Source organism: Cryomorphaceae bacterium 1068 (assembly GCA_027214385.1).
Lineage (GTDB): Bacteria > Bacteroidota > Bacteroidia > Flavobacteriales_D > Cryomorphaceae > JAKVAV01.
In genome coordinates this window covers 305,749-321,528 of record JAPVXR010000004.1, presented here as the reverse complement: position 1 = coordinate 321,528, position 15,780 = coordinate 305,749, and the positions used below count along the sequence as shown (strand labels likewise).

Genomic DNA, 15,780 nt, shown 5'->3' with positions numbered 1-15,780 from the left:
CTGTTTGTGCAAACAATGCAGAAGTAAGTCTAAACGGGTCTGTAACGATAGCTACCGGTGGAACCTGGAGTGGAGGAGCAGGAGTATTCAGTGATGCAACCATCCTGAACCCAACTTACACGCCAAGTGCGGGAGAGATCGCAGCAGGAACGGTAACGTTGACATTAACTACAACAGGAAACGGAACATGTAATCCAACTACAGATGATGTGGTGATTACGATCACTCCTGAACCTACGGTTGATGCGGGAGTTGGAGTTGAGCTTTGCTCGAACAATCCTGAGATCACCCTTAACGGATCAGTGATTATTGCCACGGGAGGAACGTGGAGTGGTGGATCAGGAACATTTACTCCTGATGCAAGCACCCTCAACGCAGTATACACCCCAAGTGCTGGTGAAATCGCTTCAGGATCATTGACCTTGACGTTGACTTCTAGTGGAAACGGAAATTGTATTGCGGTTACTGACAATGTTACCTACACATTTGGTCCTGCGCCTACTGCTGATGCAGGAGCTGACTTCGAAGTATGTTCGAATAACGCCGATGCAGCGCTTTCAGGAGCAGTTACCATAGCAACAGGTGGATCATGGTCAGGCGGCGCCGGATCATACAGCCCGAACGCCAACACCTTGAACGCTGTTTACAGCCCAACTGCGGCCGAGATTGCAGCAGGAAGCGTAACTCTTACATTGACAACTACCGGAAATGGGGATTGTCTGCCGGTAAGTGATGACGTTGAGATTTCATTCTCACCTGCTCCTTCTGCCAATGCCGGTCTTGACAGAACGGTTTGTGCAAATGCTGCAGATGTAACACTAAGCGGAAATGTGAACATAGCAACAGGTGGAACATGGTCTGGCGGTGCCGGAACATTCACTCCGGATGCAAACACGTTGGGAGCGATATACTCTCCGACTGCTGCTGAAATTGCTGCTGGTTCGGTTACCTTAACGTTGACTACAACTGGAAACGGAGATTGTAATCCTGAATCTGACCAGATGGTTATTACCATTACACCAGAACCGGTAGTAGACGCAGGAGTAGGTGCTGAAGTATGTTCGAATAACGCTGAAATAGTACTCGATGGTTCCGTGAGTATCGCAACTGGTGGAGTATGGAGTGGAGGAACGGGAACGTTTACCCCTGACGCGAACACATTGAACGCGACATATACACCGAGCAATGGTGAAATCGCAGCAGGAAGCGTAACGCTTACGCTGACTTCAACAGGAAACGGAAACTGTATCGCAGTTACCGATAATGTGACCTATACGTTTGGTGATGCCCCAACAGCCGATGCCGGAGCTGACTTCGAAGTATGTTCGAATAATGCCGTGGCTCAATTATCAGGAGCAGTTACTATAGCTACAGGTGGAACTTGGACAGGCGGAGCAGGGTCATTTAGCCCGAATGCCAACGTATTAAACCCTGAATACACACCAACAGCAGCGGAAATTGCAGCAGGAAGTGTAGTCTTGACTTTGACAACTACCGGAACGGGAGATTGTGAGACAGTTTCAGATGACATTGAAATCACATTTACGCCCGCACCGACTGCAAACGCAGGTATAGACCAAACGGTTTGTGCCAACGATGTAGAGGTAACACTCACAGGATTCATAACTGTAGCCACAGGTGCAACTTGGAGTGGTGGTTCCGGAACCTTTACTCCGGATGCAAACTCATTGAATGCAACATATGTTCCATCTGCAGGAGAAATAGCAGCAGGTACGGTAACGTTGACTTTGACGACTACAGGAAATGCAGATTGCTTGCCTGAATCAGATCAGATGACAATTACCATTGATCCTGAGCCGGTGGTTTCTGCAGGTGCGGATCAAGACATCTGTTCAAACAATTCTGAGGTACAGCTTAATGCTACGATACTCAATGCTACCGGTGGACAATGGACTGGAGGTTTGGGAACATTCACCCCGGACAACACAACGCTGAATGCAGTATATACACCAACTTCGGCCGAGATTGCTGCAGGTAGTATCACTTTAACCTTGACTTCTACAGGAAACGGTAACTGTCTGGCAGAAAGCGATGAATTGGTCATCAACTTTACACCGGCACCAACAGTAGACGCCGGAGATGATATTACGCTTTGTGCAAGCACTCCTAACGCTCAGTTAGATGGAGCATTCACAGTAGCGGGTGGTGTTATCTGGTCAGGAGGAAGTGGATCTTTCTCTCCGAATGCCCTTGATACAAATGCCATTTACACGCCTACGGCTCAAGAAATTGCCGATGGTAGCGTGACACTTACTTTGACTACCACAAGCAATGCAAATTGTCTGCCTGAATCGGATGAGGTGACCATCTTCTTCGATCCTATACCGACGGTAGCCGCAGGTACAGACTTGATTTCATGTGCTAACAATCCAACCGTAGAGTTGGAGGGTGTATTTACCAATGCCACTGGTATCCAGTGGACCGGAGGACAAGGCTTCTTCAATCCAAATGATGAGAGTGCAGATGCAATCTATACACCTTCACCTGCAGAGATTACAAATGGATTCGTGACTCTTACTATAGAGTCTGTGGGTACTGGAGTATGTCCCCAGGTAACGGATCAAATGACGATAACTATTACACCGTCACCGGTTGTGGACGCAGGAGCCGATGAAGAAGTTTGTGCCAACAATAGCACAGTTCAATTGAGCGGGTCAGTGCAGTTCGCTGCAGGTGGCCAGTGGAGTGGAGGCCTTGGTAGCTTTACGCCAAGTAATAACTCCCTTACTGCTAGTTACCAACCAACAGCTGCTGAACTTGCAGCGGGTAGTGTAACCTTGACTTTGACGAGTCTTGGAAACGGAAATTGTGATGCAGTATCAGATCAGATTACGATCGTATTTACACCGGCACCGGTAATCGATGCAGGTATAGATCAAACGATTTGTGAAAACAATCCTGATGCTCAATTGGCTGCATCATTCACGGTAGCCGATGGAGCAAGCTGGAGTGGTGGAGCAGGATCATTTGTGCCTGATAATACAGCACCGAATGCGCTTTACACACCATCACCATCAGAATTGGCAAATGGTTCAGTGACCTTGACCTACACAACTTTCGGAAATGGAAATTGTGTGCCGGTTTCTGATCAATTGACTATCACGTTCACTCCGGCTCCGGTCGTGGAGGCAGGAGAAGACTTCTTCGCTTGTGTCGATGACCTAACGGTGACTCTGGCTGGTCAAGTATCAGGTGGATCAACAAATGGAACTTGGACGACAAGCGGAACGGGTGTATTCGTACCGAACGCTTCCGACTTGAATGCGTCATATATTGCTTCTTCAGCTGACTCTTTAATTGGTGAAGTAACCTTAACACTTACATCTACCAATAATGGAAACTGTACCGCTGTGAGTGATGACTTGACAGTCTTCATCCTACCTGCGGGAACAGCTGATGCGGGTGCAGATCAGTTTATCTGTGAAAACAACGCTAACATTACTTTGAGCGGAGTTATCGGAGGTGCTGCAACAGAAGGATTCTGGATTTCATCAGGAACGGGAGTCTTCTTACCGAACAATCAAGGAACAGATGTGAACTACATTCCAAGTGATGATGATTTGGCCAATGGTTCTGTGACATTCACTTTTGAAGTGAATTCATGCAACCAAGCTGAAGATGACATGGTGGTAACATTTACACCAGAGCCACAGGTAAATGCAGGTACAGATCTTACTGTTTGTTCTTCTGAAACATCTGTTATGCTTAACGGACTTGTATCAGGAGCCAACAATACAGGAGTTTGGACGACCAATGGTTCAGGTACATTCTCACCGAACGCATCTGACTTGAATGCTGAGTATATTTTCTCTGCGGCAGATGTGACTAATCAAATCATAGAGTTTGTATTGACGTCAACTGACGTTGGAAATTGTACGGCTGTCACAGACACCTTGATTCTCGAGATCTTCCCTCAGGGAACGGTGAATGTAGGCGAAGACATTACGACTTGTGATAATGCTCCTGAAGCAGAAGTTTCTGCCACCATCAACGGAGGGGATGAAGTGCTGTGGAGTACTACAGGAACGGGTTCTTTCACACCAAACAACACGAGCATCACGGCAACGTATGTTCCAAGTACAGATGATTTGGTGAATGGATCGGTGAACTTAACTGCGACAGTTACTAATAGCTGTAATCAAGCTTCTGACTTCTTGACCCTCAATTTTATAGATGGCCCTGAGGCAAATGCAGGAGATGATCAAGCAGTGTGTGGAACTGTGATACCATTTGCGATTTCAGGAACTGTTACCGACGCTCTCGGAGGTCAGTGGGCAACCACAGGTTCAGGATCATTCCAAAATAACAATGATTTGAGCACGTTCTACGTGGCAAGTCAGGCGGATATTGACGCAGGTGGAGTATTCTTGATCTTGACAACGACAGGAAATGGAAACTGCTTTGCTGATGCGGATTCACTCTTCCTTGACATCAATACAGGTATCGAAGTAGAAGCTGGACCGGATCAAGTGGTGTGTAGCGAGGCTGGAAGCACACAACTCTTTGGAGAAGTGAGCCAAGGAACCACTACAGGAGTATGGATGACGACGGGTGATGGAACATTCTCACCTTCAGCAACTAGCTTAAATGCTGTTTACAATTTCTCTCAGAATGACATCGACGGTGGATCCGTAACACTTACGCTTACATCTACCAACAATGGAATTTGTTCTGAGACCAGCGATAGCTTTGAATTGAGCTTTGGAGATGGAGCATTTGTTTATGCTGGAGAGGACACTGAAGTTTGTGAAACACAGGATTTAGTTAACCTCAATGGAGTTGTGAATGGAGACAGTAATACAGGTATTTGGAGCACCACCGGGACAGGGGAATTCTTCCCGACCAATACTGCTCTCAATGCCTTCTACGAGCCGAGTCAAACCGATTTGGATGTCGGTTCTGTAGAGATCACATTGACATCTACCAACAGCGTACTTTGTAATGAAGGTTCAGCAACTATTACAGTAACATTCCAATCTCTTCCCGAAGCCAATGCCGGGGCCGATGCGGTAATCTGTGGATCCATTGAAGGAGTTCAACTCCTTGGATCAGTAACAGCTGCTTCGGGTGGAGTATGGGAGACTTCAGGTTCGGGTGTGTTCATGCCAAATGACAGTGTTCTCACTGCAATCTATATGCCTTCACAGGCTGATAGTATCATTGGCGGAGCCACTCTGACTCTGAATACATACGAAAATGGTCTTTGTGCAGGTGCGAGTGATCAGATGCAAGTAACATTCTCTGACGCAGTATCAGCCAATGCCGGAATGGATGTGGAAATCTGTGAAGATCAAGCTACAGTTCAATTAGGAGGAAGCGTATCCGGATCATCAAACTTTAACTGGACGACTTCAGGCGGTGGTACTTTCACTCCTCAGAGTGATATACTTAACCCTGAATACGAAATGGCTCAAACCGATTTGGACGCAGGTACGGTAACACTGTACTTGACTGCCCAAGGAAACGGTAGCTGCCCGGCCTTTACTGACTCACTCGTCGTGAGTGTGGACAGAGTGCCAGGTGTTGAGATCATTGCGGAAGCGTCTGTCTGTACTTCTGATCCTGCTGTAGAATTGAATGGTAATGTGTCTGACGAGGATTCATTTATCTGGACGTCAACAGGAGCGGGAACATTCTCACCTGACAATGTCAGCGAAGAGGTTACCTACACCCCTTCGGCAGCAGAATTGTCTGCGGGAGTAACAACTCTCACACTCACTGCTACCTCTAATGGTGTGTGCGGATCAAATTCTGCGGACTTCGAAGTTACCTTCACTCAGCCTGCAACTGTGGGTGCCGGAGCGGATCAAACCTTCTGCTCTACTGACGGAAGCGTTCAGCTCAGTGGAATTTCGTCTACTGGAGAAGCAGTTTGGTCTACAACGTCTTTCGGAACATTTGAGCCGGACAATACCAGTCTTGATGCGACCTATGTATTCGGAGAAAACGACATCCTTGTAGGGTTTGCAGAATTGATAATCACTTCGGCCAACAATGGTCCTTGTGAGGCTGCAACTGACATGGTACTTTTCACCATCAACCCTGCGCCGGTAGTTTCTGCGGGTCCCGACCAATTTGTTTGCGAGACTTCAGGTCTATTGAGCATGTCGGGAAGTGCTGAAAACTTCGAAACCATATCATGGTCTACAGAAGGTGATGGTATATTCTTGAACACGGGTGATGAGTTTGCTCCGGAGTATGTATTCGGAAATGCAGATGTAATCGCCGAGCAGGTGCAAATCATTCTCACGGCCACAGGATTTGAAGGCTGTGCAGAAGGAACAGATACGGTGTTGGTGAACATCAGTGCGCCGCTTTCGGCAGCCTTTACCGCTTCCAATGCATGTGTCGGATCACCGGTTCAGTTCACTGATGCAACAGAAGTGTTTGAAGGCGAGATAGACGGGTATGTCTGGGATTTCGGAAACGGAAATATAGATAATCAACAGAACCCAACGTTTGTCTTCAATGCAGAAGGTAGTCAAACCGTTCAGCTCGTGGTTGAAAGCAGCATTGGCTGTACAGATACTACAACGCAGTTGATCAATGTGGTTCAAGGACCACAGGCAGGCTTCTCTGTCAACCAAACGAGGGCGCCGATCAATTTCGACTTCATCTTTGATGATGAGTCCACTCTTGCGGAGCAATGGAATTGGAATTTCGGAGACGGTTTAGGGGTTACTCAACAGCAAAATCCGACGTACAGCTACCCTGATGAAGGAGATTACCTTGTGACTTTGACCGTTACAGGTACCACCGGGTGTGTTGACTCAGTATCGCAATCTCTACAGGTAGAGGGCCAAACGGTTCTTCCACCACGATTGCCAAACAGTTTCTCGCCAAACGGTGACAATACCAACGATGTGTACTTCGTACGTGGAGGGCCATTCATCACACTCGACTTTAAGGTTTATGATAACTGGGGACGAGAGATATTCCAAACTACCGATCAGGAAATAGGTTGGGATGGTACTGAAAACGGTAGTGAAGTGCCCGTAGGAGTCTATGTGTATACCATTAAAGCCACGAATCTTGAAGGAGAAACCTTCGACTACTCAGGGCGAATCAATTTATTCAGATAAGCTATGAGAAGAACTAAAAAAGTCCCCATCATGAAAAAGCAACTAGTAACAACTCTTGCAGCTTTGGCTCTTCTGTTCGCGCAGAAGAACCAAGCTCAAGACGCGCAGATTTCGCAGTACCAAGCTGCTCCAATTCTTTTCAATCCCGCCAATACGGGGATGCTGAAATTCACAGATATGAGAGTAGCAGCATTATACCGAACACAGTGGAGCTCATTGGCCACTAGTATAAATACGTTCGGTGTATCATTTGACTTAGGAACCGGAGATCGTTTTGGTTTCGGAGGGTCATTTGTAAATACTGATGCTGCTAACGTGATTAATTCTTCAAGTTTTTTAGCGTCAGGAGCTTATCAGATTACCAACCCTAATCAGACCAAGTACATCCTTTCAACGGGAGTTCAATTGGGGATTCTCTACAAAAGGGTGAACACGAGTGGTTTGATTTTCGACGCGCAATACGATGGATTTATCTTCGATGGCGATCTTCCGACCAGAGAGAATTTCGACAGGACATCCAGATTTATGATCGATGCCAATATCGGTTTTGCCTACAAGTCTACGGATAGAACGAAGAAAGTCAATCCCTTTGCTGACCTAGCCGTATTTCACCTCACTATGCCCAATGAGTCATTCATCGGCGAAGAGGAGTCAAGGCTTCCAATGCGATGGATGGGTAACGTAGGTGCCAGAATTGAAGTGAACCGAAGTTTTCTCATGGATGCGTCTGTCTTATACATGAGACAACGGGAGTCAAATCAATTTCTCGCTACTGTGCTCGGGCATTACGAAATAGAAGGAACGGCCTACCAAGCTATTGGTGGATTGGGGTACCGTACATCAGATGCTTTGATTCTTCATGCTGGAATCAGGCACAACTCAAATATTTTCAGAATCTCATATGACATCAATACGTCTGAATTGAGTGACTATTCACAAAACCGTGGTGCCCTCGAGTTTTCAGTGATCTATCGACCTGGAAGAAGAACGTCGAGAGCGATTTATTAGACTATTCAATCAATATTTTTAGACTAATCTAAAAATGGTGATCTTTGTGCCTTCATGAGAAGGCACATTTTTTTTATACTGCTGATTTTACTCGCATTTGGCTGTAGCCAAAATGATCAAAGTCAAAAGCGTTTTTTGGTTGTCACAACGACCTCCATGATAGGCGATGCCATGAAAGCTATGCTCGACACGAGCGTATCGGTGGTATCACTCATGGGTCCCGGCACAGATCCGCATCTTTTCAAACCCACTAAGCAAAGCCTTGATTATTTGGCGGAAGCTGATTTAATCGTCGCAAACGGGCTGCATCTGGAAGGACGAATGCAGGATATCCTCGAAAAGATGTCAAAACGCAAGCCTGTCATTTTACTCGGAACTACTCTTTCGGATGCCGAACTTATTTTGCCCGATGGCACTTCCGATTATCCAGACCCGCACATCTGGTTTGACGTTCAACTCTGGAAACATGTTTTGGAAGCCTCGTTTCCTGAACTGAAAACACTGGGAGTTTTGGACTCGATGAGATCAGAGGAGTATTTGTCGAATTTAGATGAACTCCACCGCTGGACCCTTTCTGAAATGGCGGAGATTCCAATTCAGAACCGGGTTTTGCTCACCGCTCACGACGCTTTTTCCTATTTCGGTCGGGCATACGAAATTCGTGTTCTTGGACTTCAAGGAATCTCTACCGCCGCCGAATACGGCTTGAAAGATGTAGAGCAAATGGTAGATTTAATTATCGCTGAGCAGATTGGGGCAGTCTTCGTAGAGTCGAGTATTTCATCCCGATCCATGGAAGCCGTTGTTTCGGGCGTTCGCCAAAAAGGAGGTGAATTGAAGCTCGGTGGAACCCTCTATTCTGACGCCCCTGGCCCGGAAGGAAGCGGCGCTGAAACCTATCAAAAAATGGTGCGCCACAATGTAGAAACTATAAAAATAGCGTTGCAATGATCGCTTTTGAAGCACATAACCTCACGGTGAGCTATGACAAGCAGCCCGTGCTTTGGGATATTGATTTCGAAATTCCCGAAGGAAAACTGGTGGGGATTATCGGGCCGAATGGTTCGGGTAAAACCACTTTGCTTAAAGCGGCAATGGGCATATTGGAAACCGATAGCGGTTACGTGAAGGTTTTTGAAAAAGATCCCGATAAGGTGCGCGAGCGTCTCGGCTATGTTCCACAGAGGCAATCGGTTGATTGGGACTTTCCCGCCACTGTAATGGACATCACCATGATGGGGCGCTACCGCAAGGGTCGCTTATTTGGTCGACTTTCAAAATCAGACAAAGAAATTGCGACTGATTCGCTGAAAAGGGTGGGTATGTATGACTACCGAAACCGTCAGATTTCTGAACTTTCGGGAGGACAGCAGCAGCGAGTATTTATAGCTCGCTCACTGGCTCAGCAAGCCGATGTCTACCTCATGGATGAGCCATTTGTGGGAATCGACGCTGCCAGCGAGGAGTCCATTCTCAATATTTTGCAAGAGATGCGAACGGCTGGAAAAACGGTGATCATGGTTCACCATGATTTGCACACAGCTTTGGAATTTTTTGATTGGGTTATTCTCTTGAATACTCGATTGGTGGCGGCGGGCCCTAAGGAGGACGTGCTCACCGAAGAGAATTTGAGAACCGCTTATGGCGGAAAGCTGAATGTATTGAGTCGAATCGCTGATTTAATAAAGTCGAAAGAGTATCCTATCCGTGAAAAGGATATGAAAGAGTAATCCAATGGGTGGCAACTTTACATGGGTGATGATTGGCTGCGCTTTGATCGGTGCAGGGGCTTCTGCGGTTGGGGTTTTTTCTTTTTTGAGAAAGCAAGCCTTAGTAGGAGATGCCGTAGCACATGCACTTCTTCCGGGAGTGGTGTTGGCTTTTATGTTTACCGGTCAAAAAGATATCTGGATTCTCTTTCCGGGAGCTTTTGTGGCAGGCTGGCTGGGCTTGCTTAGTATCGATTTTATTTCAAAAAACTCTAAGATTAAACCTGATACGGCCATTGCTATCGTACTCACGGTTTTCTTCGCCGTTGGGATCGTTTTGCTTACCCATGTGCAACAGTCAAACTATGGCAATCAGTCAGGGTTGGAGGCCTTTCTTTTCGGGAAAGCTGCCGCGATGCTACCTGCTGATATCACACTTTTTGTAGCGGTCGATGCGGCCTTGATTTTGCTCATCGTGCTGACTTATCACTATCTAAAATTATACTCTTTCGATCCCGATTTTGCCAAAGCCATTGGCTTACCTGTTAAGGGCATCCAATTCATTTTGTCTTCGCTTACTGTTCTGGCGGTGGCTTCTGGTATTCAAGCCGTTGGTGTCGTGCTGATGGCCGCCTTGATTATTACGCCGGCAGCGGCTGCAAGATTCTTTACAGGAAGGTTGAGCCATATGATAATCCTGGCGATGATCATTGGGATTATCAGTTCATTAATTGGGGTCTACATTTCGTCATTGGCTCTATCGATGCCAACGGGGCCTTGGATTGTGATGGTCTTGAGCATCATCGCAATTATGGCCTTTGTTTTTGCTCCAGGCAAAGGCATGCTGCAGCGATCGAGAAAACGAAAGGCGCACCAAGAAAAAGTCAGAAGAGAGAATTTGCTCAAGCTTTTTTATTCGTTGGGAGAGAAAAATGAGCACCTCTTTTATTCCCGACCCCAGCTATTGAGGTCCAGACGATTTCAGGGAAAGGAGTTGGAGCTGCTTTTGAGTAGAATGACTAAAAAGGGCCTTTTGCTCCGCAAAGAGAATAGGTATGGATTGACTACCACCGGCCGAAGCGAAGCCACTCGTGTAGTGCGTCTTCATCGCTTGTGGGAACTCTATCTGAACGAGCGGATGAACATTGCTCCCGACCACGTGCACCACGATGCTGAGGCTATTGAGCACATTATTACTCCCGAACTAGAGCGCGAACTCCTCAAGGATTTGGGTTACCCCGAATTGGATCCGCACAGCTCGAAAATTCCAGGAATAAAAGACATGCAGCGATGAATGATTTTTGGATCATAATAGAGGGTAGTTTGGTGGCGGTGAGTTGCGGCCTGCTAGGTGTATACCTTATCCTGCGAAAGATGGCCATGGTGGGCGATGCCATTTCCCACGCCGTTTTACCGGGTATTGTGATTGCGTATCTCGTTGCTCAGTCCAGAAGTTCATTTTTCACCTTGCTTGGTGCAGCCATGTTTGGACTGCTTACCACCTTTATGATCGAGGTGTTTTACAAAAAGGCACGAATCCAATCAGACGCCTCAATAGGGATCACCTTCACTTGGCTATTTGCCATCGGAGTCATTCTGGTTTCTGCTTTTTCGGGAAATGTGGATCTGGATCAAGAGTGTGTGCTTTACGGAGACATTGCTTATGTGCCTTTCGACACATTGTATCTTTTTTCTACGGACTTAGGACCCGCCCCCGTCTGGCTGCAGGGAATCAACTTGATTGCCATTCTTATTTTACTTCGAGTGGGACATCGCGGGTTTCTTATCACGAGTTTCGACCCTGCTTTTTCTTCAGGACTTGGAATCAAAACCGACATTTGGCATTATGTTTTAATGGGGGCTGTATCCTTTACCGTTGTGCTTAGCTTCAATGCAGTCGGGGCCATTCTCGTTGTTGCATTTTTGGTCGTTCCTCCTGCCACGGCTTACCTGATCAGCAAACAAGTGGAGACCATGATGGCTTATACCGTTCTCTTTGGAACCCTATCAGCGGTAGGCGGATTTTACCTCGCCACATGGTGGAATTCTTCCATTTCGGGAGCGATGGCAGTCGCCTCGGGAATACTTTTCGTCCTTGTCTTGGCCGTAAAGAGAGTTCACATTCTAAAAAATAAGAAGATACTTCAGGCTGCAGCTAATTAAAATTCGCAGTTCTTCGGCGATCTCGGAAAAGGAATCACATCGCGAATGTTGGTCATTCCCGTCACGAACATCACCAATCTTTCGAAGCCCAGCCCAAAACCTGCATGCTTGCACGTTCCATATTTTCGCGTATCGAGATACCACCACAATTCTTCCTCGGCAATGCCCATTTCTGACGATCGTCGTTTGAGCACATCGAGCCTCTCCTCACGTTGAGAACCACCGGTTATTTCACCCACACCCGGGAACAGAACGTCCATGGCTGCCACGGTTTTCTCGTCGTCATTCAAACGCATATAGAATGCTTTGAACGAAGCGGGATAGTCGGTAAGAATTACAGGTTTTTCAAAGTGCTTTTCTACCAAATACCGTTCGTGCTCGCTCTGAAGATCTTTTCCCCATTCAACCGGATATTTGAATTTTTTCTTTTTGAAAGGCTTTGAATTTCGAAGGATATCAATCGCCTCGGTGTAAGTCAATCGTTCAAAATCATTTTCAGAAATGAAGGTCAATCGCTCCATCAATCCCATAGCATTGCGTTCGTTCTGAGGCTTCGACTTTTCTTCTTGCGCTTCTCGTTGAGCGAGAAATTCCAAGTCGTCCTTGCAATTTTTCAAAGCATAGCTCACCAAGTATTTGAGGAAGTCTTCCACTAAATTCATATTGTCGGTGAGATCGGCGAAAGCCACTTCTGGCTCTATCATCCAAAACTCAGAGAGGTGTCGAGAAGTATTTGAATTCTCAGCACGGAAGGCAGGTCCGAACGTATATACTTTGCTCAAAGCGAGAGCCGCTAGTTCCGCTTCAAGTTGCCCGGAAACCGTAAGGTTGGTTTCCTTTCCAAAAAAGTCTTGATCATGATCCACCTTTCCATCGTCAGTAGTGGGAGGATTCTTCGGATCAAGAGTGGTCACACGGAACATCTCACCCGCACCTTCAGCATCAGAACCCGTAATAATGGGCGTATGGATATAAAAGAAGTTTCTTTCGTTGAAGTAATTGTGAACGGCAAAACTCAGCGCGTGCCGCAAACGGAATATCGCTCCGAAAGTATTCGTGCGAAATCGCAGGTGTGCTTTTTCGCGAAGGAAATCCAAGCTGTGTTTTTTGGGCTGCAACGGATACTCCTCGGGATCGGCATCACCGTGAATTTCAATAGACTCCACCTGAACTTCAACCGTTTGTCCTTTTCCTTGACTTTCCACCAGTTTCCCGGTCATGGTAAGGGCTGTACCTGTATTGATTCGATTTAAAATCGCTTCATCCATCTGCTCAAAGTCCACGACTCCTTGAATGGTTTGGATCACCGATCCATCGCTCAAAGCGATGAAGCGATTGCTTCGAAAAGTGCGTACCCAACCCGAAATTCTTACTGATTCGCCGATTGTGGGCTTATTTAAAATCTCTTTAATGCTTGCCATTGCTCAGTTTTGAGGGTACAAAACAACGAACTTTTTGGTGATTATTTGACTTGTTCTTTTCCCGTAGAAGAAAAGAACCAAAATTCACTTGTTTTCCCTAGGTGCTTCTTCGGTCGCTTTTGAAAAAGCTAAGCGACCTTTCGACACGCTAATCAAATTATTCGCTCCCGCTGGTCGTCTGCATAATTTGATTACGCTGCACTTGGGAAAACAGTTGAGAATTGAAAGGGGATCGAACCCTTTCAATTTCATATGGAGTGTGACGTGACAATTAAAGCAAGTACTGACCGGAAGAAAAAGCTAAAATCAACATGATTTTTTAGAAATGCATCATGTTTAGAACACCGCAGGAAACAAAAAATAGTTAAAACGTTTCCTATGTGTAAAATGTGTTCTACATTTGTCGTCCCAATTTATGAGCACACAAGTAGATAAAGAGCAGCAGATTATCGCCGATGCCATCAAAGTCTTCATGACTTACGGCATCAAGAGCGTTACAATGGATGACATTGCGAAGCACATGCGCATGTCAAAGAAGACTCTTTACCAATACGTTTCGGATAAAAACGATTTGGTAACGAGGTGCCTTAAGCACGATTGCAACATAACGGAGGACACCGTTAAAGAAATATTGAGCAAAGGCCTCAATGCTATTGAGGAGAACTTTGAAATCTCCAAACACATAGTAGAAGATTTGAAGAACATTCACCCTTCCATCTTTTATGATCTGGAGAAATACTACCCGGATGCATGGAACACCATGCAAAATCTTCGACACGAATTTGTGGGAGTGGTGATGAAGCACAATATGGAGCGTGGAATTAAGGAAGGGTTATACCGAAAGGATTTGAATGTGGAATTGATGACCCAACTCTGGGTAGCACGTTTGAATATCATTTTCGATCCCAACCTGTTTTCATTGAATGACTATGATTTAGTGGAGGTCTACCGCCAAATGTTCATTCACCACGTCCGCGGGATCGCGAGCAATGAAGGATTAAAATACATTGAAAAAAACCAACATAAACTAAACTAACACCATGACCAGATTCATTTTGGCTTTTCTAGGTTTGGTTCTATCTGCGCAGTTAATGGGGCAGTCTCTGGCTGTTTCGCTGGAGGAGGCTATTCAGATAGCTGTAGATAGTAGTTACGCCACCAGAGATGCCGAGTTCAACCTTTTGAAAAAGGAGCGAGAGGTACAAGAAGTAATTGCCATTGGTTTACCACAGGTAAATGCACAAGCTCAGTTTCAGAATTTTCTTGAGATTCCCACTCAGCTTATTCCATCTGAGCAGTTGGGGCAGGAGCCTGGAGAATTTATTGAAGCTCAGTTTGGGGTGAATTACAATTTGAACGGTTCCATTCAAGCTACTCAGTTAATTTTTGATGGAACGTACTTCATTGGTCTTCAGGCGGCCAAGACGGTGGTTGAGTTTTCTCGCATCCAAAAGAGTAAGGCCGTTCAGGATATTAAGCTCGCTACGGCAGATGCTTATTACACCACACTATTGGCGCAGGCTAACTTTGACATCCTCACCGAAAATGTTGCCAATCTTGATAAAACGTTGGAAGAAACCAGAGCGCTTTATGAAAATGGATTGACTGAAGAGCAAGATGTTGATCAGCTTGAGCTGAACCGAAACAAACTCATCATCAGTAGAGACAATACGGAAAGAATACTCATCATTTCGAGACAGGCTTTGCTTTATATTATGGGTCTTCCGATCAGCACAGAGATTACTCTCACAGATGATATAGAGAGTTTGGTTGTTTTGAATAATTCTCCTGAGTATCTGGAACAGGAGCCTGATCTTTATAACCATCCTGACTATTTATTGGCCAAGACCAATCTATCCTTGGCTGACCTTCAGATAAGAGGAGATAAGGCAACATTTTATCCCTCATTGAATGGATTCGTTAGCTACCAGCAACTCGGGCAGAGCAACGAGTTTAACTTTTTTGATTCTTCAGCCGATAACTTTTTTCCAACATCGGTTTGGGGCTTAACCTTGAATGTTCCCATTTTCAGCGGTTTTCAGCGTAAGCGTCAGCTTCAGCAATCTCAAATAGCATACGAACAAAGCGAAATGCAATTGCGCCAAGCGGAAGATGGGTTGAGACTAGAAATCGTTCAGGCTAGAAGCAATTACGAGGCTGCCCTCAAAAATTGGGAAAACCAAAAGCGGAGTTTCGAATTGGCCCAAAGGATTAGTAAAAAGACAACGATCAAGTATTCCGAAGGGGTGGCAGACAGTTTTGAGTTAAACATTTCTGAAAATCAATTGCTTCAAGAACAGACCAGATACATTCAAACGGCGCTCGAGCTGCTCAACGCTAAAAAAGCACTTGACAAAGCATTAAACACATTATAGA

General features: G+C 45.9%; 9 protein-coding genes. 8 read left to right on the top strand and 1 reads right to left on the bottom strand.

The genetic code is table 11. The features are described from left to right. From O3Q51_08235 to O3Q51_08210, 6 genes are all read left to right on the top strand, one after another. Positions 1 to 7,103, top strand: a 7,103-nt coding sequence (locus O3Q51_08235; GenBank protein MCZ4408792.1) for a PKD domain-containing protein, incomplete at its 5' end; no start/stop codon positions are given. A 30-nt stretch (positions 7,104 to 7,133) separates the two neighbouring features. Then, a complete protein-coding gene (locus tag O3Q51_08230; GenBank protein ID MCZ4408791.1) occupies positions 7,134 to 8,111 on the top strand; it encodes a PorP/SprF family type IX secretion system membrane protein in 978 nt (325 codons plus the stop codon). 54 nt (positions 8,112 to 8,165) lie between these two features. Further along, positions 8,166 to 9,062, top strand: coding sequence for a zinc ABC transporter substrate-binding protein (locus tag O3Q51_08225; GenBank protein MCZ4408790.1), 897 nt, complete (start codon positions 8,166 to 8,168; stop codon positions 9,060 to 9,062). Next, complete coding sequence (locus O3Q51_08220) at positions 9,059 to 9,841, top strand: metal ABC transporter ATP-binding protein (protein MCZ4408789.1); 783 nt, start codon at positions 9,059 to 9,061, stop codon at positions 9,839 to 9,841. Before O3Q51_08225 ends, O3Q51_08220 begins: the two co-directional genes overlap by 4 nt. A gap of 4 nt (positions 9,842 to 9,845) precedes the next feature. Next, a complete protein-coding gene (locus O3Q51_08215; GenBank protein ID MCZ4408788.1) occupies positions 9,846 to 11,114 on the top strand; it encodes a metal ABC transporter permease in 1,269 nt (422 codons plus the stop codon). Continuing rightward, complete coding sequence (locus tag O3Q51_08210; protein ID MCZ4408787.1) at positions 11,111 to 11,983, top strand: metal ABC transporter permease; 873 nt, start codon at positions 11,111 to 11,113, stop codon at positions 11,981 to 11,983. The genes O3Q51_08215 and O3Q51_08210 overlap by 4 nt, the downstream gene beginning before the upstream one ends. Here O3Q51_08210 and asnS read toward each other — a convergent pair. Then, a complete protein-coding gene (asnS, locus tag O3Q51_08205) occupies positions 11,980 to 13,404 on the bottom strand; it encodes an asparagine--tRNA ligase (protein MCZ4408786.1) in 1,425 nt (474 codons plus the stop codon). The genes O3Q51_08210 and asnS overlap by 4 nt on opposite strands. Before the next feature lie 415 nt (positions 13,405 to 13,819). Between asnS and O3Q51_08200 the strand changes: the two genes are divergently transcribed. After that, positions 13,820 to 14,440 (top strand): TetR/AcrR family transcriptional regulator, encoded by a 621-nt coding sequence (locus O3Q51_08200; GenBank protein ID MCZ4408785.1) that lies wholly within the window; start codon positions 13,820 to 13,822, stop codon positions 14,438 to 14,440. Positions 14,441 to 14,444: 4 nt separating this feature from the next. Further along, positions 14,445 to 15,779, top strand: coding sequence for a TolC family protein (locus O3Q51_08195; GenBank protein MCZ4408784.1), 1,335 nt, complete (start codon positions 14,445 to 14,447; stop codon positions 15,777 to 15,779). Position 15,780: the final 1 nt, after the last annotated feature.